The organism is Streptomyces sp. NPDC043854, from assembly GCF_056436005.1.
In genome coordinates this window covers 144,364-165,428 of sequence record NZ_JBWKDK010000013.1, presented here as the reverse complement: position 1 = coordinate 165,428, position 21,065 = coordinate 144,364, and the positions used below count along the sequence as shown (strand labels likewise).

At 72.3% G+C, this 21,065-nt stretch carries 23 protein-coding genes; 7 read left to right on the top strand and 16 right to left on the bottom strand.

Annotated elements, in window-relative coordinates:
* Window positions 1–117: 117 nt before the first annotated feature.
* From AC068A_RS15200 to AC068A_RS15185, 4 genes are all read right to left on the bottom strand, one after another.
* A complete protein-coding gene (locus tag AC068A_RS15200; protein WP_478584975.1) occupies window positions 118–1,242 on the bottom strand; it encodes a GuaB3 family IMP dehydrogenase-related protein in 1,125 nt (374 codons plus the stop codon).
* Window positions 1,243–1,447: 205 nt separating this feature from the next.
* Entirely contained in the window at window positions 1,448–2,962 is a 1,515-nt protein-coding gene (guaB, locus tag AC068A_RS15195) for an IMP dehydrogenase (protein WP_478584973.1), read from the bottom strand.
* 194 nt (window positions 2,963–3,156) lie between these two features.
* Window positions 3,157–3,786, bottom strand: coding sequence for a sigma-70 family RNA polymerase sigma factor (locus AC068A_RS15190; RefSeq protein WP_478584971.1), 630 nt, complete (start codon window positions 3,784–3,786; stop codon window positions 3,157–3,159).
* A gap of 366 nt (window positions 3,787–4,152) precedes the next feature.
* On the bottom strand, window positions 4,153–4,764 hold the full coding sequence (locus AC068A_RS15185) for a response regulator transcription factor (protein WP_003948568.1): 612 nt from the start codon (window positions 4,762–4,764) through the stop codon (window positions 4,153–4,155).
* 388 nt (window positions 4,765–5,152) lie between these two features.
* On the opposite strand from AC068A_RS15185, the gene AC068A_RS15180 reads away from it, so the two are divergent.
* Window positions 5,153–5,479, top strand: a complete 327-nt coding sequence (locus tag AC068A_RS15180; RefSeq protein ID WP_385428017.1) for a WhiB family transcriptional regulator — start codon at window positions 5,153–5,155, stop codon at window positions 5,477–5,479.
* 166 nt (window positions 5,480–5,645) lie between these two features.
* Here the strand turns inward: AC068A_RS15180 and AC068A_RS15175 are convergent, their stop codons facing one another.
* Complete coding sequence (locus AC068A_RS15175; RefSeq protein WP_478584969.1) at window positions 5,646–6,611, bottom strand: LysR family transcriptional regulator; 966 nt, start codon at window positions 6,609–6,611, stop codon at window positions 5,646–5,648.
* A 79-nt stretch (window positions 6,612–6,690) separates the two neighbouring features.
* Between AC068A_RS15175 and AC068A_RS15170 the strand changes: the two genes are divergently transcribed.
* The 3 genes from AC068A_RS15170 to AC068A_RS15160 all read left to right on the top strand — a co-directional run bounded on the left by AC068A_RS15170 (window position 6,691) and on the right by AC068A_RS15160 (window position 9,057).
* On the top strand, window positions 6,691–7,368 hold the full coding sequence (locus tag AC068A_RS15170; RefSeq protein ID WP_478584967.1) for an MOSC domain-containing protein: 678 nt from the start codon (window positions 6,691–6,693) through the stop codon (window positions 7,366–7,368).
* A 118-nt stretch (window positions 7,369–7,486) separates the two neighbouring features.
* Window positions 7,487–8,260, top strand: coding sequence for an SDR family NAD(P)-dependent oxidoreductase (locus tag AC068A_RS15165; RefSeq protein ID WP_478584965.1), 774 nt, complete (start codon window positions 7,487–7,489; stop codon window positions 8,258–8,260).
* A gap of 104 nt (window positions 8,261–8,364) precedes the next feature.
* Complete coding sequence (locus AC068A_RS15160; protein WP_478584963.1) at window positions 8,365–9,057, top strand: ester cyclase; 693 nt, start codon at window positions 8,365–8,367, stop codon at window positions 9,055–9,057.
* 145 nt (window positions 9,058–9,202) lie between these two features.
* Here AC068A_RS15160 and groL read toward each other — a convergent pair whose 3' ends face one another.
* Together groL and groES are read right to left on the bottom strand one after the other, a co-directional pair.
* The gene (groL, locus tag AC068A_RS15155) at window positions 9,203–10,834 is read right to left on the bottom strand and encodes a chaperonin GroEL (protein ID WP_478584962.1); all 1,632 of its coding nucleotides are present in this window, start codon (window positions 10,832–10,834) and stop codon (window positions 9,203–9,205) included.
* A gap of 114 nt (window positions 10,835–10,948) precedes the next feature.
* Window positions 10,949–11,257 (bottom strand): co-chaperone GroES, encoded by a 309-nt coding sequence (groES, locus tag AC068A_RS15150; protein WP_360635802.1) that lies wholly within the window; start codon window positions 11,255–11,257, stop codon window positions 10,949–10,951.
* Window positions 11,258–11,648: 391 nt separating this feature from the next.
* On the opposite strand from groES, the gene AC068A_RS15145 reads away from it, so the two are divergent.
* A complete protein-coding gene (locus tag AC068A_RS15145) occupies window positions 11,649–13,052 on the top strand; it encodes an FtsW/RodA/SpoVE family cell cycle protein (protein ID WP_478584959.1) in 1,404 nt (467 codons plus the stop codon).
* Between the two features lie 91 nt (window positions 13,053–13,143).
* Here the strand turns inward: AC068A_RS15145 and AC068A_RS15140 are convergent, their stop codons facing one another.
* From AC068A_RS15140 to AC068A_RS15130, 3 genes are all read right to left on the bottom strand, one after another.
* Entirely contained in the window at window positions 13,144–13,362 is a 219-nt protein-coding gene (locus AC068A_RS15140; RefSeq protein WP_478584957.1) for a hypothetical protein, read from the bottom strand.
* Between the two features lie 131 nt (window positions 13,363–13,493).
* Window positions 13,494–14,384: a polysaccharide deacetylase family protein gene (locus AC068A_RS15135; protein WP_478584955.1), complete on the bottom strand. Its 891-nt coding sequence runs from the start codon at window positions 14,382–14,384 to the stop codon at window positions 13,494–13,496.
* A complete protein-coding gene (locus tag AC068A_RS15130; protein ID WP_478584953.1) occupies window positions 14,381–15,352 on the bottom strand; it encodes a polysaccharide deacetylase family protein in 972 nt (323 codons plus the stop codon). The genes AC068A_RS15135 and AC068A_RS15130 overlap by 4 nt, the downstream gene beginning before the upstream one ends.
* A gap of 100 nt (window positions 15,353–15,452) precedes the next feature.
* On the opposite strand from AC068A_RS15130, the gene AC068A_RS15125 reads away from it, so the two are divergent.
* The gene (locus tag AC068A_RS15125; RefSeq protein ID WP_478584951.1) at window positions 15,453–16,682 is read left to right on the top strand and encodes a class I SAM-dependent methyltransferase; all 1,230 of its coding nucleotides are present in this window, start codon (window positions 15,453–15,455) and stop codon (window positions 16,680–16,682) included.
* On the opposite strand, the gene AC068A_RS15120 is transcribed toward AC068A_RS15125, so the two are convergent.
* The 5 genes from AC068A_RS15120 to tsaB are packed head-to-tail and all read right to left on the bottom strand — an operon-like array spanning window position 16,669 to window position 20,006.
* A complete protein-coding gene (locus AC068A_RS15120; RefSeq protein WP_478584949.1) occupies window positions 16,669–17,313 on the bottom strand; it encodes a hypothetical protein in 645 nt (214 codons plus the stop codon). The two genes, AC068A_RS15125 and AC068A_RS15120, sit on opposite strands and share 14 nt — an antisense overlap.
* A 36-nt stretch (window positions 17,314–17,349) precedes the next feature.
* On the bottom strand, window positions 17,350–17,631 hold the full coding sequence (locus AC068A_RS15115; protein ID WP_478584947.1) for a hypothetical protein: 282 nt from the start codon (window positions 17,629–17,631) through the stop codon (window positions 17,350–17,352).
* A complete protein-coding gene (gene tsaD, locus AC068A_RS15110; protein WP_478584946.1) occupies window positions 17,628–18,803 on the bottom strand; it encodes a tRNA (adenosine(37)-N6)-threonylcarbamoyltransferase complex transferase subunit TsaD in 1,176 nt (391 codons plus the stop codon). Before tsaD ends, AC068A_RS15115 begins: the two co-directional genes overlap by 4 nt.
* On the bottom strand, window positions 18,796–19,311 hold the full coding sequence (rimI, locus tag AC068A_RS15105) for a ribosomal protein S18-alanine N-acetyltransferase (protein WP_478584990.1): 516 nt from the start codon (window positions 19,309–19,311) through the stop codon (window positions 18,796–18,798). Before rimI ends, tsaD begins: the two co-directional genes overlap by 8 nt.
* A 32-nt stretch (window positions 19,312–19,343) precedes the next feature.
* On the bottom strand, window positions 19,344–20,006 hold the full coding sequence (gene tsaB, locus AC068A_RS15100; protein ID WP_478584944.1) for a tRNA (adenosine(37)-N6)-threonylcarbamoyltransferase complex dimerization subunit type 1 TsaB: 663 nt from the start codon (window positions 20,004–20,006) through the stop codon (window positions 19,344–19,346).
* Window positions 20,007–20,156: 150 nt separating this feature from the next.
* Here tsaB and AC068A_RS15095 point away from each other — a divergent pair, with 150 nt between their 5' ends.
* Window positions 20,157–20,720 carry a hypothetical protein gene (locus AC068A_RS15095; protein WP_478584943.1) on the top strand — a complete coding sequence of 188 codons (564 nt, stop codon included), beginning with the start codon at window positions 20,157–20,159 and terminating at the stop codon, window positions 20,718–20,720.
* 46 nt (window positions 20,721–20,766) lie between these two features.
* Here AC068A_RS15095 and AC068A_RS15090 read toward each other — a convergent pair whose 3' ends face one another.
* The gene (locus AC068A_RS15090) at window positions 20,767–21,042 is read right to left on the bottom strand and encodes a hypothetical protein (protein WP_478584941.1); all 276 of its coding nucleotides are present in this window, start codon (window positions 21,040–21,042) and stop codon (window positions 20,767–20,769) included.
* Window positions 21,043–21,065 lie beyond the last annotated feature (23 nt).

Below are 21,065 nucleotides of genomic sequence, written 5' to 3'. Positions count from 1 at the left end.
GGCCCTCCGTTGGAGGGACGAGAGGAGGAGCCAGACCAGAGGGGCCCCCCCCACCAACGCCCCAGAGTGCCCTCCCCCTTGGGGGGGGGACCCCCCCCCTTCGCCGCGTCGTACGGGTCAGCGGCGGTGCTGGGAGTCCGCGACCGTGACCTCGACCCGCTGGAACTCCTTGAGCTCGCTGTAGCCGGTGGTGGCCATCGAGCGGCGCAGGGCGCCGAAGAGGTTCATCGAGCCGTCCGGGGTGTGCGACGGGCCGGTGAGGATCTCCTCGGTGGTGCCGACCGTGCCCAGGTGGACCTTCTTGCCGCGCGGCACGTCCTCGTGGACGGCCTCCATGCCCCAGTGGTGGCCCCTGCCGGGCGCGTCGGTGGCGCGGGCCAGCGGGGAGCCCATCATCACGGCGTCGGCACCGCAGGCGATGGCCTTGGGCAGGTCGCCGGACCAGCCCACGCCGCCGTCGGCGATGACGTGCACGTAGCGGCCGCCGGACTCGTCCATGTAGTCGCGGCGGGCGGCGGCCACGTCCGCGACGGCGGTGGCCATCGGGACCTGGATGCCCAGCACGTTGCGGGTGGTGTGGGCGGCGCCGCCGCCGAAGCCGACCAGGACGCCGGCCGCGCCGGTGCGCATCAGGTGCAGGGCCGCGGTGTACGTGGCGCAGCCGCCGACGATGACCGGGACGTCGAGCTCGTAGATGAACTGCTTCAGGTTCAGCGGCTCGGCGGCGCCCGAGACGTGCTCGGCGGAGACGGTGGTGCCGCGGATGACGAAGATGTCCACGCCGGCGTCCACGACGGCCTTGGAGAACTGCGCGGTGCGCTGCGGGGAGAGCGCGGCGGCGGTCACGACGCCGGAGTCGCGCACCTCCTTGATCCGCTGGCCGATCAGGTCGGCCTGGATCGGGGCGGCGTAGATTTCCTGGAGGCGGCGGGTGGCGGCCTCCTCCGGCAGCTCCGCGATCTCGTCGAGCAGCGGCTGCGGGTCCTCGTACCGGGTCCACAGGCCCTCGAGGTTCAGCACGCCGAGACCGCCGAGCTCGCCGATGCGGATGGCCGTCCGCGGGGAGACGACGGAGTCCATGGGGGCGGCCAGGAAGGGCAGCTCGAAGCGGTAGGCGTCGATCTGCCAGGCGATCGAGACCTCCTTCGGGTCCCGCGTGCGGCGGCTCGGGACGATGGCGATGTCGTCGAACGCGTACGCCCGGCGGCCGCGCTTGCCGCGCCCGATCTCGATCTCAGTCACGTGTGGTGGCCTTTCCCTCTTGACTCTGCCCGTCCAGTATCCCCGACGGGCAGACCAATGGCGTTCGGCTACTCCTCCACAGGGACCCTGCTGAAATCGACGACGCGTACGACGAGCACCAGGGGGAGCCCGTCGCCGACGAGGCACCCGATGCCGATGTCCGGGGTCGGCACCGGCAAGCGGGTCGCCTCGTCGCCCGGGATCGTCAGCCGCGCCCCGTGTAGTTCGGCGCCTCGACCGTCATCTGGATGTCGTGCGGGTGGCTCTCCTTCAGGCCCGCCGACGTGATGCGGACGAAGCGGCCGCGCTCCTGGAGCTCCGGCACCGTGCGGCCGCCGACGTAGAACATCGACTGGCGCAGGCCGCCGACCAGCTGGTGGACCACCGCGGCGAGCGGGCCGCGGTAGGGCACCTGGCCCTCGACGCCCTCGGGGATGAGCTTGTCGTCGCCGCCCACGCCCTCCTGGAAGTAGCGGTCCTTGGAGAAGGACTTGCGGTCGCCGCGGGACTGCATCGCGCCGAGCGAGCCCATGCCGCGGTACGACTTGAACTGCTTGCCGTTGATGAAGAGCAGCTCGCCCGGGGACTCCTCGCAGCCCGCGAGCAGGGAGCCGAGCATCACCGTGTCGGCGCCCGCGACGAGGGCCTTGGCGATGTCGCCGGAGTACTGGAGGCCGCCGTCGCCGATGACCGGGACGCCCGCGGCCTTGGCGGCCAGCGCAGCCTCGTAGATGGCGGTGACCTGCGGGACGCCGATGCCGGCGACGACGCGGGTGGTGCAGATGGAGCCGGGGCCCACGCCGACCTTGATGCCGTCCGCGCCGGCGTCGACCAGGGCCTGGGCGCCGTCGCGGGTGGCGACGTTGCCGCCGATGACGTCGACGGAGGAGTTCGACTTGATCTTGGCGACCATGTCGCCGACCAGCCGGGAGTGGCCGTGCGCGGTGTCGACGACGATGAAGTCGGCACCGGCCTCGATCAGCGCCTGCGCGCGCTCGAAGGCGTCGCCGGCGACGCCGACGGCGGCGCCGACCAGGAGGCGGCCTTCCTTGTCCTTGGCGGCGTTCGGGTACTTCTCCGCCTTGACGAAGTCCTTGACGGTGATCAGGCCCTTGAGGACGCCCGCGTCGTCGACCAGCGGAAGCTTCTCGATCTTGTGGCGGCGCAGCAGCTCCATGGCGTCCACGCCGGAGATGCCGACCTTGCCCGTCACCAGCGGCATCGGGGTCATGACCTCGCGCACCTGGCGGCTGCGGTCCGACTCGAAGGCCATGTCGCGGTTGGTGACGATGCCGAGCAGCTTTCCGGCGGCGTCGGTGACCGGGACGCCGGAGATGCGGAACTTGGCGCACAGCTCGTCGGCCTCGCGCAGGGTCGCGTCCGGGTGCACCGTGATCGGGTCGGTGACCATGCCGGACTCGGAGCGCTTGACCAGGTCGACCTGGTTGGCCTGGTCGGCGATGGAGAGGTTGCGGTGCAGTACGCCGACGCCGCCCTGGCGGGCCATCGCGATCGCCATGCGCGACTCGGTGACCTTGTCCATGGCGGCGGACAGCAGCGGGATGTTGACGCGGACGTTGCGCGAGATGAGAGAGGAAGTGTCGATCTCGTCGGGCGCCATGTCGGACGCGCCCGGCAGCAGCAGGACGTCGTCGTACGTCAGCCCGAGCATGGCGAATTTGTCGGGCGCTCCGGACAAGTCACTGCCGTTGACAGTCATGACACCTTCCCAAATGGTCTTGCTCAGCGCGGATGTCCATGCTAACGGGATAGCGACGCGTCTCATTCCACGAGCCGGGTCACATCCGAGTTTCGTCGCTTCCTCCTATTGATCGCCGGGCCCCGGCAGGCCATAGCGGAGCCGCGGACTCCGCGCCGCGGACCCGCGCCGGACTCCGCGGCGAAGACTCCGCGCTACTGCTCGGCGAGGGCGCGGAGCCGGCTGAGCGCGCGGTGCTGGGCGACCCGCACCGCACCCGGGGACATCCCGAGCATCTGGCCGGTCTCCTCGGCGGTCAGCCCGACCGCGACCCGCAGGACGAGGAGCTCGCGCTGCGTCTCGGGCAGGTTGGCCAGCAGTTTCCGTGCCCAGGCGGCGTCGCTGCTGAGCAGCGCCCGCTCCTCCGGCCCGAGGGAGTCGTCCGGCCGCTCGGGCATCTCGTCGGAGGGGACGGCGGTGCTGCCCGGGTGGCGCATGGCGGCCCGCTGGAGGTCGGCGACCTTGTGCGCGGCGATGGCGAAGACGAAGGCCTCGAAGGGGCGGCCGGTGTCCCGGTAGCGCGGCAGCGCCATCAGGACGGCGACGCAGACCTCCTGGGCCAGGTCCTCCACGAAGTGGCGGGCGTCTCCCGGAAGCCGGGAGAGCCGGGTGCGGCAGTAGCGGATGGCCAGCGGGTGGACGAAGGCGAGCAGGTCGTGGGTGGCCTGCTCGTCGCCTTCCACGGCGCGTCGCACGAGCGCGCTGACGGCTTCGGCGCCGTTGCCTTTGGCGGCTCCGGTGGGGCCGGTGGCCGCAGGGGAGCCGTGGGCCTCGTCGTCGCGCATCAATCCATGGTGCCTTGGCACCGGGGCGTTCGCGGCACCACGGCCCGTGTTGTGCATCGAAGCGTTATGAGCGGGTGCGCCTGAGCTCTTCAACTTGCACGCTCCCCTCCCGCTCGCCCGAATACTCCCGAGGCCCCATCCCAGAAATGCGCCACACACTCAAGCATGCGGCATCGCGCACGAAGCGACACGCCCCCCGGATTGTGCCCCGCCAATCCCCCGGCTACGCACCGGTAGGGCCGGGATCGGGAGCCGCCGGAAACCCCGGGAGCACCCCGGAGCACTCGGGTGGGCGGGCGCACCGGGCGGGGCGGCGCGCCGCCCCGCCCGCCTGCGGCGGACGGGACTGCTCTCAAGGGCCCGCGGTCAGCGGACCAGGCCCCAGCGGAACCCGAGCGCCACGGCGTGCGCCCGGTCCGAGGCGCCCAGCTTCTTGAACAGCCGGCGGGCGTGCGTCTTGACCGTGTCCTCGGAGAGGAAGAGCTCGCGCCCGATCTCCGCGTTGGACCTGCCGTGGCTCATCCCCTCCAGCACCTGGATCTCGCGCGCGGTGAGGGTGGGCGCGGCGCCCATCTCGGCCGAGCGGAGCCGGCGCGGGGCGAGCCGCCAGGTCGGGTCCGCGAGCGCCTGGGTGACGGTGGCCCGCAGCTCGGCGCGCGAGGCGTCCTTGTGCAGGTAGCCGCGGGCGCCCGCGGCGACCGCGAGGGCCACGCCGTCGAGGTCCTCGGCGACCGTCAGCATGATGATGCGGGCGCCCGGATCGGCGGAGAGCAGCCGGCGCACCGTCTCCACACCGCCGAGCCCGGGCATCCGTACGTCCATCAGAATCAGGTCGGAGCGGTCGGCACCCCAGCGGCGGAGGACTTCCTCGCCGTTGGCAGCCGTCGTCACACGCTCGACGCCGGGCACGGTGGCAACCGCGCGACGGAGCGCCTCTCGGGCAAGCGGGGAGTCGTCGCAGACGAGGACGGAAGTCATGACCGCCCTCCGCAGCTGCTGATGCGCGTCACCTTGAGCCTCCAGGCTGGTACGTATCGTCACCTGTGCGGTCGATGCTCTCGGACACCTGTCCGGGAACGCCTTGGTTCAACCGCCTTCGCTCTCTCAACGATGGTCACTCGAAAGAGTTACGGGTCGGACGGACACCTTCGGCACTCTACGTGAGGACGCGATCACACCATCGGCGCCACTCGCCAACGGTCCTCCATCTGGAGCTATGCCCTATTTGGCGGCTTTTCTTCCGTTCAGGGCGTGTCTGAGGCTAGATTCCCAATGAGTCATATTTACATCTACTACGACAGTAGGTGTGGTAGGTGTGGAGACTTGGACCGTATTCGTCTCAGTACCGGCACCAAGAGGACTACCCATGGCAGATTTCTCCCGCCTCCCCGGACCGAACGCCGACCTCTGGGACTGGCAGCTGCTGGCCGCCTGCCGCGGAGTCGACAGCTCCCTCTTCTTCCACCCGGAGGGCGAGCGGGGGGCGGCCAGGAGCGCGCGCGAGGCCTCCGCTAAGGAGGTCTGCATGCGATGCCCGGTGCGTTCGGAATGCGCCGCGCACGCACTTGCCGTCCGCGAGCCCTACGGGGTGTGGGGCGGCCTCACCGAGGACGAGCGCGAGGAACTGATGGGCCGGGCCCGCCATCGCCTGATCCCCGCGTCGAGCACCATCGGACGGACTCCTCCGGACTGACAGCCGCCGCAGGAGCGGCTCCGCAGGAACAGCATGCAGAAACGTTTCCCCGCCCCGCGGTGCCCCGCGGGGCGGGACCGCCGCGTGCCTGCCCCGCGACCGGCGCCGGCCGACCGCCGACGAACCGACGGCGCACGGCCGGCGGCCGGCGGTCAGCGCGCGGCGGTCAGCGCGCGGCGGCCCGCTCCAGCTCGGCCAGGGTCGCCGCCACGGCCGGTACGCGGGCCAGGTCGGGCAGCGTCAGCGCCACGATCTCCCGCTCCACGGCCGGCTCCACGGCCAGCGTGCTCACACCCTTGGCCCGTACGGACTCCAGCGCGAGCTCCGGCAGTACGGCGACCCCCAGCCCGGCGCCGACCAGGCCCGCGACGGCCGGGTAGTCGTCGGTGGCGAAGTCGATGCGCGGGGTGAAGCCGACGCCCTCGCACACCTCGACCAGATGGCGGCGGCAGCGCGGGCAGCCCGCGATCCAGGGCTCGTCCGCCAGCTCGGCCATGCCCAGCCGCTCCGCCCCGGCCAGCCGGTGCCCCTCGGGCACCAGCCCGACGAGGCGGTCCGTCAGCAGCGGCCGCACGACGAGATCGTCCCACTCGGCGGCCGGCGCGGAGCCACCCGCCCCGGCACCCGTACCCGTACCCGTACCCGCCGCGGCACCCGTACCGGACGGCCCCTCGGCCCCCGCGTAGCGGAAGGCCAGTGCCACGTCGCAGTCGCCGTCGCGCAGCATCTCCACCGAGCGCGGCGGCTCCGCCTCGACCAGCGAGATCCGCGTGCCCGGGTGCGCGGCCCGCATCGCGGCGAGCGCGGTCGGGACCAGGGTGGAGCTGCCGCTGGGGAAGGACACGAGCCGGACCCGGCCGGCGCGCAGCCCGGCGATGGCCGCGACCTCCTCCTCGGCGGCGGTCAGCCCGGCCAGGATCCCGGCGGCGTGCCGGACCAGGGCGGCGCCGGCCTGGGTCAGCCGCATCTCGCGGCCGGCGCGGATCAGCAGCGGGGTGCCGGCCGACTGCTCCAGCGCCTTCATCTGCTGGGAGACGGCGGGCTGGGTGCAGCCGAGTTCGCGGGCGGCGGCGGAGAAGGAGCCGGTGTCGGCCACGGCGCGCAGGACCCGGAGATGGCGTGCCTCGATCATTCTTCGAGCATAAGCCCGGCTTTGATGGCGGCGCGCATACTCCCGTGCCCCTTTGAGGGCGCTGGGTTAGCGTGTCCCCATGTCGCCCCAGCATGTGATCTCCGTGAACCTCGGCCGCGCGACGGCCGTCGACCACACCAGCGCCGAGGGCGGGGTGACCGGTATCGGCAAGCGGCCGGTCCCGGGCCCGGTCCGCGTCTTCGCCCCCGGCCCCCGGGGGGTCGGCGCGAGCGGCCTGGCGGGCGACGCCGTCTGCGACCTGCGCCACCACGGCGGCGACCACCAGGCGGTGTACGCCTACGCGCGCGAGGACCTGGACTGGTGGGAGGGCGAGCTGGGACGCGAGCTGCCCGGCGGGATCTTCGGCGAGAACCTGACCACCTCCGGTGTCGACGTGACGGGCGCACTCCTCGGCGAGCGCTGGCGGATCGGCGCCGATGTCGTCCTGGAGGTGGCCTCGGCCCGCATCCCGTGCGGCACCTTCCAGGGGGCCCTCGGCGAGCCGGGCTGGGTCAAGCGGTACACGCAGGCCGTGCGGCCGGGCGCGTACCTGCGCGTGGTGCAGGAGGGGGAGGTCTCGGCCGGCGACCCGGTCGAGGTGGTCAGCCGTCCGGACCACGACGTGACGGTGGGGCTGTGGTTCCGGGCGTTCACCACCGAACGCGCGCTGCTGCCGCGGACTCTGGCGGCCGGTGAGGCGATGGAGCCGAAGGCGCACGACAAGGTCCGCGCGTACATGGAGAAGTACGGGAAGTAGCCGGTCGGCGACGCACCGCCGAGGAGCCGGCGCCCACTGCCGGCGGGAAAGCGGACGAAGTGGTACCGCCAGGGCGGGCCCGCTCCGGACTGTCGTCCGGGGCGGCTAGGTTGCGCATATGACGACTGCGCTGATCACTGGATCCACGGCGGGCATCGGCGCCGCCTTCGCCCGCCGCCTCGCCGCCCGGGGCCACAACCTCGTACTGGTCGCCCGCGACACCGCGCGGCTCGCCGAGCAGGCCACCGAGCTGCACGACCGGCACGGCATCGAGGCCGAGGTGCTGACCGCGGACCTGTCCACGGAGGCGGGGATCGCCGCGGTCGAGCGGCGTCTCGGCGACCGTACGCATCCGGTGGACCTGCTGGTCAACAACGCCGGGTTCGGCAACAAGGGCCGCTACCTCGAAGTCCCCATGGCCGACGAGCTGACCATGCTGAAGGTGCACATCGAGGCGGTGCTGCGGCTGACCTCGGCGGCCACCGCGTCGATGCGCTCGCGCGGCCGGGGCGGGGTCATCAACGTGGCCTCGGTGGCGGCCTTCGTGCCGCGGGGCACGTACGGGGCGAGCAAGGCGTGGGTCGTGCAGTTCACGCAGGGCGCGGCGCGGGACCTGGCCGGGTCGGGCGTGCGGCTGATGGCGCTGTGCCCCGGTTTCGTGCGGACGGAGTTCCACCAGCGGGCCGGCATGGGCACGGACAACATTCCCGGCTGGATGTGGCTGGACGCCGACAAGTTGGTGGCGGCGGCCCTCGACGACCTGGCGCGCGGCAAGACGCTCTCGATCCCGGACCCGCGGTACAAGGCGCTGATGGGCGTGGTGAAGCTGACGCCGCGCGGGCTGCTGGGCGGTCTGTCCTCGCATACGGGCCGCAAGTACGGGCCCCGGTAGGGGGCCGCAGGAGGAAGCCCCCGGCAGGAGGGGCCGCAGGAGCGTCAGCCGGATGGCGCAATTCTCCCTAAAATGGACATATCTCATCCAGCCCGGGAGACGCCATGACATTCGTACAAATAGTCGATTACGAAACGAGCAGGCCCGAGGCGGTCAGCGAACTCTTCGACCGGTACCTGGCGCAGACCAGCGGCAAGCGCACCGTGACGCACAGCGTGGTCGGCAGGGACCGCGAATCCGAGACGCACTATGTCGACGTGGTCGAATTCCCGTCGTACGAAGAGGCCATGAGGAACTCTCATCTCCCGGAAACGGACCGGATGTTCCAGGAGATGGTGGCCCTCTGCGACGGGATGCCGCGCTTCACCAACCTGGACGTGGTCCGCGACGAGCACCTCAACACGCTGCTCGCGAACCGGATGTTCGACGACATCGCGATGAAGGGCGACATGGCCGTCATCGAGGAGGTCTTCGCACCGGACTACCTGGACCACGACGTGTCCAACCCCGTCGACAAGACCGGGCGCGCGGCCATCCGCGAGGACGTGGAGATGTGGCGCGGCGCCTTCGACTTCTCCTTCACCCGCGACGCGCAGATGGCGCAGGACGACTGCGTCAGCACGCTGTGGACCTGGACCGGCAAGCACAAGGGCGAGTTCATGGGGATCGCCCCGACCGGCAAGACCTGCACGATGACCGGCACGACGGTCTTCCGCTGCGAGAACGGGATGATCAAGGAAGGCTGGTGGCACTACGACACCAATGCCCTGATGCGGCAGCTCGGGGCGATGTCCTGAGCCGACCGGCCCCGGCCCGTGAAGCCCGCCCACGGAAAGACCCCGGCCCACGGAAAGACCCCGGTCGCCACCGCGGAGCGGCGGCGACCGGGGTCGCAGTCCGAAAGGAGCCGGTCAGCGGTCGGCGGACCGGCTCATCGGGGGGTCAGTGGCTGTGGCCGTGACCGTGGCCGTGCCCGTGACCGTTGGCCTCTTCCTCTTCCTTCTTCTCGACGACCAGGGTCTCGGTCGTGAGCAGCAGGGAGGCGATGGAGGCGGCGTTCTCCAGGGCGGAGCGGGTGACCTTGACCGGGTCGATGACGCCGGCCTTGACCAGGTCGCCGTACTCGCCGGTGGCGGCGTTGAAGCCGTTGCCCTTCTCCAGCTCGCCCACCTTGGCGGTGATGACGTAGCCCTCGAGGCCGGCGTTCTCGGCGATCCAGCGCAGCGGCTCGACCGCGGCGCGGCGGACGACCGCGACACCCGTGCCCTCGTCGCCGGTCAGGTCGAGGTTGTCCTCCAGGACCTTGACGGCGTGGACGAGCGCGGAGCCGCCACCGGAGACGATGCCCTCCTCGACCGCGGCGCGGGTCGCGGAGATGGCGTCCTCCAGACGGTGCTTCTTCTCCTTGAGCTCCACCTCGGTGGCGGCGCCGACCTTGATGACGCAGACGCCGCCGGCGAGCTTCGCCAGGCGCTCCTGGAGCTTCTCGCGGTCCCAGTCGGAGTCGGTCGCCTCGATCTCGGCCTTGATCTGGTTGACGCGGCCGAGCACGTCCTCGGCGGAGCCGGCACCGTCGACGATGGTGGTGTCGTCCTTGGTGATGGTCACGCGGCGCGCGGTGCCCAGGATGTCCAGGCCGGCCTGGTCGAGCTTGAGGCCGACCTCCTCGGCGATGACGGTGGCACCGGTGAGGGTGGCCATGTCCTGGAGCATCGCCTTGCGGCGGTCACCGAAGCCGGGCGCCTTGACGGCGACGGCGTTGAAGGTGCCGCGGATCTTGTTGACGACGAGGGTGGAGAGGGCCTCGCCCTCGACGTCCTCGGCGATGATCAGCAGCGGCTTGGAGCCACCCGACTGGATGACCTTCTCCAGCAGCGGCAGCAGGTCCTGGATCGAGGAAATCTTGCCCTGGTGGATCAGGATGTAGGGGTCTTCGAGGACCGCCTCCATGCGCTCCTGGTCCGTGACGAAGTACGGCGACAGGTAGCCCTTGTCGAAGGCCATGCCCTCGGTGAACTCCAGCTCCAGGCCGAAGGCGTTGGACTCCTCGACGGTGATGACACCGTCCTTGCCGACCTTGTCCATCGCCTCGGCGATGAGCTCGCCGACCTGCTGGTCCTGCGCGGAGAGCGCGGCGACGGCGGCGATGTCGGACTTGTCCTCGATCGGGCGGGCGGTCGCGAGGAGCTCGGCGGACACGGCCTGGACCGCGGCGTCGATGCCCTTCTTCAGGGCGGCCGGGGAGGCGCCGGCGGCGACGTTGCGCAGACCCTCGCGGACCAGCGCCTGGGCCAGGACGGTGGCGGTGGTGGTGCCGTCACCCGCGATGTCGTTGGTCTTGGTCGCCACCTCCTTCACCAGCTGCGCGCCGAGGTTCTCGTACGGGTCGTCCAGCTCGACCTCGCGGGCGATGGTGACACCGTCGTTGGTGATGGTGGGGGCGCCGAACTTCTTGTCGATGACGACGTTGCGGCCCTTGGGGCCGATCGTCACCTTGACCGTGTCGGCAAGCTTGTTGACGCCGCGCTCGAGGGCGCGACGGGCGTCCTCGTCGAACTTCAGGATCTTCGCCATGGGAGCGGTTCAGCCCTCTCGGAAAACTCGGGTTCAACGACCCGCGCCCCTCGCCGCCCGGCAATCAGCGGGGTGACCAGGGGCGCAGATCAAAGCAGTTCTGGGAGAAGTGAATTACTTCTCGATGATCGCGAGCACGTCGCGAGCCGAGAGGACGAGGTACTCCTCGCCGCTGTACTTCACCTCGGTGCCGCCGTACTTGCTGTACAGCACGATGTCGCCGACGTTGACGTCCAGCGGGAGACGCTGGCCGTCCTCGAAGCGGCCCGGGCCCACGGCGAGGACGACGCCCTCCTGGGGCTTCTCCTTCGCGGTGTCCGGGATGACCAGGCCGGAGGCCGTGGTCTGCTCGGCGTCGAGCGGCTGGACCACGATGCGGTCCTCAAGCGGCTTGATGGCAACCTTGGAGCTGGCGGTCGTCACGATCCGACCTCCCCCTTCGGAGATCTCACGGGGTTAACTGTCTGAGGTGGCGACCAGGTGGATCCGTCGTCGCGGGTGCCGGACCTGCCCGTCGCTGTGTTGGCACTCACCGGGGGCGAGTGCCAGGTGCGAGACTATTCCGGCGATTAGCACTCGGTCAAGCGGAGTGCCAATACGCTCCTCCCGCGTTCACACATCCGGCCATCCCGCCCGCCGAGTCGGCCGGTTCCAGGCGGGTCCCCGCCGCCCGTCCCCCGCCCGAACGATCCGGAAGGAACCTCGGGGAGCGCGCCGCCGTCTCAGACGATATGAAGATAAAGCGCCCCATTGACGGCCAGATCGGACCAATGCCTTCCGCTTCCGGCGCCGGCACCGACGGTCGCGGCGACCCGTGCGGGGGCTGAGGCCGCTGACGGCGGCCGGAGCCCGCCGCCGCACCGAGGCGCTGCTGCTCGTCCTCGTCGTCGGCATCACCGTCCTCGGGGAGGCGAGCGCCGGCCTGGGGCTGAACGGCGAGCTGCCCGCCGACCTCGCCGGCTTCGCGATCAGCATGAGCCTGCTGGCCCTGGTGGCCCACCTGGGCGTGCGCCGGTTCGCCCCGTACGCGGATCCGCTGATCCTGCCGCCGGCCATGCTGCTGACCGGGCTCGGGCTGGTGCTGCTGCACCGGCTGGACCAGCCGTACATCGAGCGGTACGGCGGGGAGGCCAACGCTCCCGGCCAGCTGGTGTGGACGGTGATCGGCGTGGCCGCCTGCCTGCTGGTGGTGGCGCTGCTGCGGGACCACCGGCTGCTCCAGCGGTTCATCTACCTCACGATGGCCGGGGCGCTGGTGCTGCTGGCCGCGCCGGCGTTCTCGCCCGCGGACACCTACGGCGCGAAGCGCTGGATCGTCATCGGCGGCTTCTCCGCGCAGCCGGGCGAGTTCGTGAAGATCATGATCGCGGTCTTCTTCGCCGGCTACCTGGTCGTCCACCGGGACTCCCTCGCCCTGACCGGGCGGCGGTTCCTGGGCCTGCGGCTGCCCCCGATGCGCCAGCTGGGGCCCCTCGTCACCGTGTGGATCCTGTCGATGCTGGTGCTGGTCTTCGAGCGCGACCTGGGCACCTCGCTGATCTTCTTCGGCGTCTTCGTGGTGATGCTGTACGTCGCCACCGAGCGCACCGGCTGGATCGTGTGCGGGCTGGTCATGGCCGCGGCCGGCGCGTTCGTCGTGGGCTCGACCGAGCCGCACGTGAAGGCGCGCGTGGCCGCCTGGCTGAACCCGCTGTCGTACTACTGGAAGGACCGGCCGCCGGGGGTCACCTCGGACCAAGCGGCGCAGGCCCTCTTCAGCTTCGGCACCGGCGGGATCTCCGGGACGGGGCTCGGCCTCGGACACCCGGAGCTGATCGTGTTCGCGGGCCGCAGCGACTTCATCCTGACGACGGTGGGCGAGGAGCTCGGCCTGACCGGGGTCATGGCCGTGCTGCTCCTCTACGCGCTCCTCGTGCAGCGGGGGCTGCGGATGGCGCTGGGCGCCCGCGACCCGTTCGGGAAGCTGCTGGCGGTGGGCCTGTCGGCGGCGCTGGCGCTCCAGGTGTTCGTGGTGGCGGGCGGCGTGACGGGGCTGATCCCGCTGACCGGCAAGGCGCTGCCGTTCCTGGCGAAGGGCGGCTCGTCCCTGCTGGCCAACTGGATCATGATCGCCCTGCTGCTGCGGATCAGCGACAGCGCGGAGCGGCAGCGCCTCGCCGACCGCCGCGGCCCGGTGGAGACCGTGATCACGCCGGTGGTGGCGGCCGGGCGGGGCTGAGGGCGGAGGGGCCGAGGGCTGAGGGGACCGTCGGCCGCCCGTTGCGCGGCCCGGCCGCCGCGGAACCGGCCGCCCGCGCCCTCCGGGCTGCTCAGCCGCCGCCCGCGGCCTCGATCACCCGTTTGGCCGCCTCGGCCTCGGCCGCGGCGGGCGACAGCTCGGACAGCGTGTCGAGGTCGTGGTCCTCCTCCAGCTCCCGCTCCCAGGCGTCGGCCAGCTCCTGCTGCCGGGCGGGGGGCAGCTCTTGGACCTTGTCCCGGTGGGCAGGGCTCAGGACGTTCAGGAAACGCTCGACGGTGTCGATCGGCATCGCTTCGCCTCCCGGTGCGGCGGGGGTGTGGGGTTGCGTCCATTCCTCCCGCGGCGGGCCGGGCCCGTACCCGGCGGCCCGCGCCCTTCACCTGAACGGGCCGTGTCCCAAGCGGCCTCGGGGAGGCCCGCTCAGAGGTAGTCCTCCAAGCGGCCTATGCGGAAGCCCTGCTCCTGGATGCTCTGCAGCATGCGGGTGGTCATCTGGACCTCCGTCGCGCCCTTGAGCTCGGAGGGGCCGCGGAAGTGGGCCAGGATGATGTCGCCGGGCCTGAGGCCGGAGCCCTCGGCGTACTGGAAGTTGTTGATCTGCATCGACGCCCGCCACAGGACCACCTGGGTGATGCCGCACTCGGCGGCCGCCTTGAGGGTGTCGTCGTTGTAGTTGCCGAACGGCGGGCGGAAGCGGGTGGGCTTGGCCCCGAAGCGCTTCTCCAGGCGTTCCTGCTGACCGCATATCTCCTTCTTCTGCGCCGCGTAGGGCAGGGTCCGGAGGTTCGGGTGGGTCAGGGTGTGGTTGTTGATGGTGCTGCCGGAGCCGTTGTCCCGGAGCTTCTCGAAGTGCCCGTAGTCCGAGGACGCCACGTTGTCGGTGAGGTACATGCTGATCGGCAGCTTCAGGTCGGCCGCCATCTTCAGGAATTCGGGATCCTTCTCGGCCCCGTCGTCGAAGGTCAGGAAGACGACCTTCTCCGTGGCCGGCACGGGTATTCGGTCCACGACCTGGGCCTTGCCCGGAGCGGCCGGCGGCAGGGCCGGCTTCTGCGCCGGCTTCGGCGCGAACTGCACCGGGGCGGCCAGCCCCCACTTCCTGTACGCCTGGTCGCCGGCGGCGGCCGAGGGCGACGCGCCCGGGGCGCCCTGGGCGGCGGCCCCGGACGAGGCCGAAGGGCTCGGCTGCCCGTCGGTGGCCTTCCGGCCCAGCCGCTCGATGGGGTCGACGCTGTTCCCACACCCCGTCAGGGACAGCGCGAGCGCGCCGGCCGCCAGCGTCCCGGCCACCGGCCGGCGCGCGTACCTCACAAGTAATCCTCCAAGCGGGCCACGGCGTACCCCTTGTCCGTGACGGTCTTCATGACGTGGCGGACCATGTCGGGCATGGTGCCCTCCCAGTCCTCGCTCCCCCGGAAATGCGTGAGGATGATATCTCCGGGGTGCAGGTCGCGGTCCCATTCACGGTAGTCCATGCGGCTCGGGAAGGCCTCGGCGTTCCACAGCGGAACCGCTTTGATTCCACAGGACTTGGCCGCACGCAGGGTGTCCTCGTTGTAGTTCCCGTACGGCGGGCGGAAGGCCGTCGGCCGCTTGCCGAACTTCCTCTGCATCGTGTCCTGCTGTCCGCAGATTTCCTCGCGCTGCTTCTCGTACGAGAGCGCCGGCAGGTAGCGGTGGTTGAGCGAGTGGTTGTTCAGGGTGACGCCGGCGGCCTGCATCTCCTTGAAGTACGAGTAGTTCTCGCGGATGAGGTAGTCACTGAGGAACGCCGTGTACGGGATCTTCAGCTCCTGCATCATCTTCAGGAACTCGGGGTCCTTCTCGGCGCCGTCATCGACCGTCAGGAAGACGACCTTCTCCTCCGTCGGGATCGAGGTGAAGACGGGCGGGAGGTCCTCGTGGCCGTCGACCTCGAAGCCCTCGCGGGTGGTGATCTCCGGCTTCCGCTTCGGCGCCGGCGGCGCGTCCAGCGGCGGCTTGTCCAGCTTCCACTTCTTCACCGCGGCGAGCCGGGCCTGCCGGGCTGCCGCCTGCTGTTCGGCGCGGGTGCCGGGCGCCGCGCCCTCGGCACCGCCCGCGGCCCCGGCAGCCGCCGGGGCGCCCTTGCCCCCCTTGGTCGGGGCGGGTGAGCCGCCGGAGTCCGCGGAGGTGCCGCAGGCCGTTCCCAGGGCGGCGACGAGCAGGGCGGACAGGGCGACCCCCGTCCGGCCGCGCGAGCCGGCAGCACGCCGGCGACCAAGAAGCGCTTTTTGTTCCTTTTGTCGTACTAGCTGCATAGCAGCGGATCCTGACATCGCAACAGCGCTCCGCCCCGCCGACACCGCGAACGGAAGACGACCTTCCATCGAGTGGCCCACACTGACCGACAATGAGGGGGTGACCCCCGAAGACTTCGCCGCCCTCCTGACCCCCGAGGGCCGCGCCCTCCTGGACTCGCTCCGCGACTACGACCCGGGCCAGGAGCTCGCCGTCGCCACCCGGCTGCGCCGCGAGCACCCCGCGCAGCTGGTCTCCGCCGCGCTCGGGCAGGCCCGGCTGCGGCAGCGCGCGGCTGCCAAGTTCGGGGCGGACGCGTTCCGGATGTACTTCACGCCCGGCGGCGCCGAGATGGCCACGCGCGCCCCGGTGGCCGCGTACCGCGCCCAGCGGTTCGCGGCGCTCGGCGTGCGCAGCGTCGCCGACCTGTGCTGCGGCATCGGCGGGGACGCCCTCGCCCTGGCCCGGCTCGGCATCCGCGTGCTGGCGGTGGACCGCGACCCGCTGACCGCCGCCGTGGCCCGGGCCAACGCCGAGGCGCTGGGGCTGGCGGACCTGGTCGAGGTCCGGGAGGCGGACGTGACCGGCGTCGACACCGCCGGGTACGACGCCGTCTTCCTCGACCCCGCCCGGCGCGGCGGCAATCGGGGAGGGGCCGCGCGCAGCGCGTCCGTGAGGGGTGGCGGCCGGGCGACGGGCGGGCGGATCTTCGACCCGGAGGCCTACTCGCCGCCCCTGTCCTGGGCGGTGGAGGCGGCCCGTACGGCGCGGTACGCGGCCGTCAAGATCGCCCCCGGGATCCCGCACGAGGCGGTGCCGGAGCAGGCCGAGGCCGAGTGGATCTCCGACCACGGGGACGTGAAGGAGGCCGTGCTGTGGTTCGGGACCGACCCGGGCGCCGTCCGCGCGACCCTGCTCCCCGGCCCGCGCACCCTGCACACCGCCGCCCCGCTGCCCGACCCGGAGACCGGACCGGTCGGCCGCTACCTGTACGAGCCCGACGGCGCCGTCATCCGCGCCCACCTGGTCGCCGAGGTCGCGCGGGAACTCGGCGGCCGGCTCATCGACCCGACCATCGCCTACGTCACCGCGGACGAGCTGCGCGCGACGCCGTACGCGACCGCGTACGAGATCACCGACGTGCTGCCGTTCGGCCTGAAGAGGCTGAAAGCCCTGCTGCGCGAGCGCGAGGTCGGCATCCTGACCGTGAAGAAGCGCGGCTCGGCCATCGAGCCCGAGGAGCTGCGCAAGAAGGTCAAGCCGCAGGGGCGGAACGCGGCGACCGTGTTCCTGACCCGGGTCGCGGGCGCCCCGTCGATGCTGATCGGGTCGCCCGTCAGCGCCCCGTGACGCCGGCCGGCCGAGGCGGGAAGGCGCGCACGGCCCAGCGGTAGTGCGCGCCGGCCTTGCCGAGGCCCAGCAGGCCGGCAACCCACAGGATGGTGCCGAGGCCGATGAGGTACGCCACCTCGCCGTACGTGCTGTCGCCCGGCCGGGCCGATGCCGCGGCGGCGAAGGACACGCAGAGCCCGAACGCGGCCGCCGCGAAGGAGGCGAGCGCCCAGAGCAGGCTCATCCCGGGGGAGCGCAGCCACGCGTCGGCGGCCGGGTCAGGGTCCGCCTCGGCCCAGGCGCGCAGCAGCCGGCGCATCTCGCGGTCCCGCCGGACGCACCATGCGAACCAGAACCCGGTCGGGATCATCACGCCCGCGCCGAGCAGGGCGAAGACGGTGCCGTAGACCACCGAGAAGGGGTCCGGTGTCTCGTAGGACATCAGGGCCGCGCCGACGAGGGACCAGCCGACGGCGAAGACGGCGGCCACGGCCCAGAGCAGGAGCAGTGCCCCGGGGCCCAGGCTGCGCCGGTCCAACTCCCGCAGGATGCGCACGCGGTCGGCACGCAGGGCCTGTACGGAGGCCCCGTCCAGCCGGGCCCGCACGTGGGCGGGCGGCGGCGGGGGCGGCAGGTCAGGGCGTGTCATGCGCATGACCCTAGCGGCCGCCGGCCGCCCCGCGGCTCAGGACCCGCCGGAGGTCTCCGCCTCCACCGACTCGAACCGCCAGCGGTGCACCGCGCGCGTGATCAGGTCGGCCGCGGGCTCCGGGAGTTCGGGGAGGTCGGCCGCCAGGCCCTCGGCAGCCTCCCACCAGGTGATCACCAGCACCCGGTCCTGCGGGGCCCGCAGCACCTCCCGGCGCAGCGGCTCCCGGGCGAGGACCTGCGCACGGGCCCACTCCAGCAGCTCGCCGCCGCGGCCGTCGGCGGCGCGGGCCTCCCACATCAGCGCGACCGTGCTCACGAGTACAGGTTGTCCTTGCTCAGCTCGTGCACGTGGTCGTGGTCGTGGTCGTGGCTGTGACCGTGGCCGTGCGCGTGGCCGTGCTCGGCCCGGTCCCCGTTCCCGTCCCCGTCCCCGTCCTCCTGGCCGACGCCCGGCACGTGCGGGTCCGTCACCGGCAGCGAGGAGTCCGCCGACAGGTCCCAGTCCGAGGCGGGACGGTTCCGCTTGACCATCTCCGCGCCCAGCGCCGCGACCATCGCGCCGTTGTCCGTGCACAGCTTCGGCCGCGGCACCCGCAGGATGATCCCCGCGTCCTCGCAGCGCTCCTGCGCGAGCGCACGCAGCCGGGAGTTGGCCGCGACCCCGCCGCCGATCATCAGGTGGTCGACGCCCTCGTCCTTGCAGGCGCGGATCGCCTTGCGGGTCAGCACGTCCACCACGGCCTCCTGGAAGGAGGCCGCGACATCGCGCACCGGCACCTCCTCGCCCGCGTTCCGCTTCGCCTCGATCCAGCGGGCGACGGCCGTCTTGAGCCCGGAGAAGGAGAAGTCGTACGCCGGGTCGCGCGACCCGGTCAGCCCGCGCGGGAAGTTGATCGCCTTGGGGTTGCCCTCCTTGGCCAGCCGGTCGATGACCGGGCCGCCGGGGAAGCCGAGCTGGAGCACGCGCGCGATCTTGTCGAAGGCCTCGCCGGCCGCGTCGTCGATGGTCGCGCCCAGCGGCCGCACGTCGGAGGTGATGTCCGGGGCGAGCAGCAGGGAGGAGTGCCCGCCGGACACCAGCAGCGCCATCGTCGGCTCCGGCAGCGGCCCGTGCTCCAGCTGGTCCACGCAGATGTGCGAGGCCAGGTGGTTCACCCCGTAGAGCGGCTTGCCGAGCGCGTACGCGTACGCCTTGGCCGCCGAGACGCCGACCAGCAGCGCCCCCGCGAGGCCGGGGCCGGCGGTGACCGCGACGCCGTCGAGGTCGCGGGCGCTGACCCCGGCCTCCTTCAGGGCGCGCTCGATGGTCGGGACCATCGCCTCCAGGTGGGCGCGGGAGGCCACCTCGGGCACGACGCCGCCGAAGCGGGCGTGCTCGTCGACGCTCGACGCGACCGCGTCCGCCAGCAGGGTGGTGCCGCGGACGATGCCGACGCCGGTCTCGTCGCAGGAGGTCTCGATGCCGAGGACGAGGGGTTCGTCAGCCATGGGTCTCACCTTGTACGGGTCCGTCCGCGGGGACGGAGTGTGCGGGATCGGAAAGGCGCATCACGAGCGCGTCGACGTTGCCGGGCTGGTAGTAGCCCCTGCGGAAGCCGATCGGCTCGAATCCGAAGCGCTCGTAGAGCTTCTGGGCCCGGGTGTTGTCCACCCGTACCTCCAGCAGCACCTCGGCGCACTCGAACGCGGTGGCGGCCCGCAGCAGGTCCGTGAGGAGCCGGGCGCCGAGCCCGGTCCCCCACTGGTCGCGTGCGGCCGCGATGGTCTGTACGTCGGCCAGGTCGCCGGCGGTGGCCAGCCCGGCGTAGCCGACCAGGCGGCCCGCCCCCGCGGCGGAGCCGCTGTCGGACACGGTCTCGGCCACCACGTAGTGGCGAGTGGCGTGCGGGCCGCGGGCGTGGGCGAGCTCGGACCAGAACATTCCGGCGGACCAGGCGTCCTCGGGGAACAGCTCCTGCTCCAGTTCCAGCACGGGCTCGATGTCCCACCAGCGCATCTCGCGCAGCACGGCGGTACCGGTACCTGCGGTCACTGCGGGGTGACCACCTTGTAGTTCTTCGGCACCTGCGCGTCGGGCCGGCGCAGGTAGAGCGGCGTCGGGGGCAGGAACTCCTGCCCGGCCGCGAGCCGGTGCACCGCCAGCGCCGCGAGGCCCGCGGCGCTCTGGTGCTCGGGGCCGCGCGCGTCGGTGAACACCTCCGGGTACAGCAGGGCGCCCTGGCCGACGGCCGGCAGCCCGGCGACCCGTTCGGCGATCTCGGCCGGGCGGTCCACGGCGGGCTCGCCGACCCGGGTGAGCGGGTCCTCGTAGCGGGCCCAGTAGACCTCCTTGCGCCGCGCGTCGGTGGCGACGGTGAAGGGGCCCTCGATCCCGGCGGCCCCCGCGGCGTACGCGAGGCCGTCGAGGGTGCACAGGCCGTGCACGGGGATGCCGAGGACGGAGGCGAAGGTGGCCGCGGTGGCGAGGCCGACGCGCAGCCCGGTGTAGGGGCCGGGGCCGACGCCGACGACGATGCCGGTGAGGGCGTCGAGCTTCAGCCCGGCCTCGGCGAGGACCCGGTCCACCGACGGCAGCAGGAGCTCCCCGTGGCGGCGGGCGTCGACCTGGTGGGACTCGGCGAGGACGTTCTCGCCGTCGTGCAGGGCGACGGTGACGGCGGGCGTGGCGGTATCTACAGCGAGCAAGAGCACACGAACAGCCTACGACTCCCCGGGGCCCGGCCCTCGCGGCCGGGCGGCGGGCAACCCGGCTGCTACCTTCGACCCCAGGATTCGAACTCGGGACTCGGCCCGGGATGTGCCGGGACCCGGCGCACCGGGGAAGCACGAGAGGTGGAGCAAGTGGGACGCAGCAGCTCGGGAATCGTGGCCGGGCTCACCGCCGCAGCGATCGCCGCGGTCGGGTTCCTCGGCTACCAGGCCTCCGCGACCGCGCCCGCGCCGCCCGCGCACGGGGCCGCGCCGTCGGCGGCGCCCTCGGCCCAGGCGCCCGCGCCGGCGCCCGGACCGGCGAAGCCGAACGCCGTGCCGGCCGACTCCGGCACGGGTACGCGCGTCGTGTACTCGGCGGCCCTGAAGCGGGTGTGGCTGGTCACCGAGGACGGGAAGGAGCCGAGGACCTTCGCGGTGGTGCCGAGCACGGTGCACCCGAAGCCGGGCACCTACCTGGTGAATTCCCGCTCGAACGCGGTCACCGGCTCGGACGGCGTGCCGGTCGAGCACGTCGTGCGCTTCGCGATCGCCGAGGGCAGCGGGGTCGTGATCGGCTTCAGTGCCCGCGCGGACGGGAAGCTGCCCGAGCCCGACCCGACCCGGAAGACCGGCGGCATCCGGATGAGCCGGGCGGACGGCGACGCGATGTGGGCCTTCGCGACGATCAACTCGAAGGTCGTCGTCGTCCCCTGAGTCCCCTGAGGTCGACGTCCCCCGACTTCACCCGAACGAAGGATCCTCAGGCCGCCTCGGGCTCCGGGGCGGCCTGTTCGCGCCGGCCGGGTCCGCGGCCGCTGCCATCGGCCGCCGCGCCCGCGCCGGCCGGACCGGCTGGACCGGCCGGCTCCTGCGGTCCGTCCGCCTCCTGCCGTGCGCGCTCGCGCGCCGGCGGCGTCGAGACGGCCGCCGCGGCCGCGCCCGCGGCGAGCAGCACGCCCATCGGCACCGCGGAGAAGACGCCCATGGGCACGGCGGACATGCGGGGGTCGCGCGGTGCCGCTGCTCCTGTCGACATGGCTGCCTCCTGGCCCGGGCCGG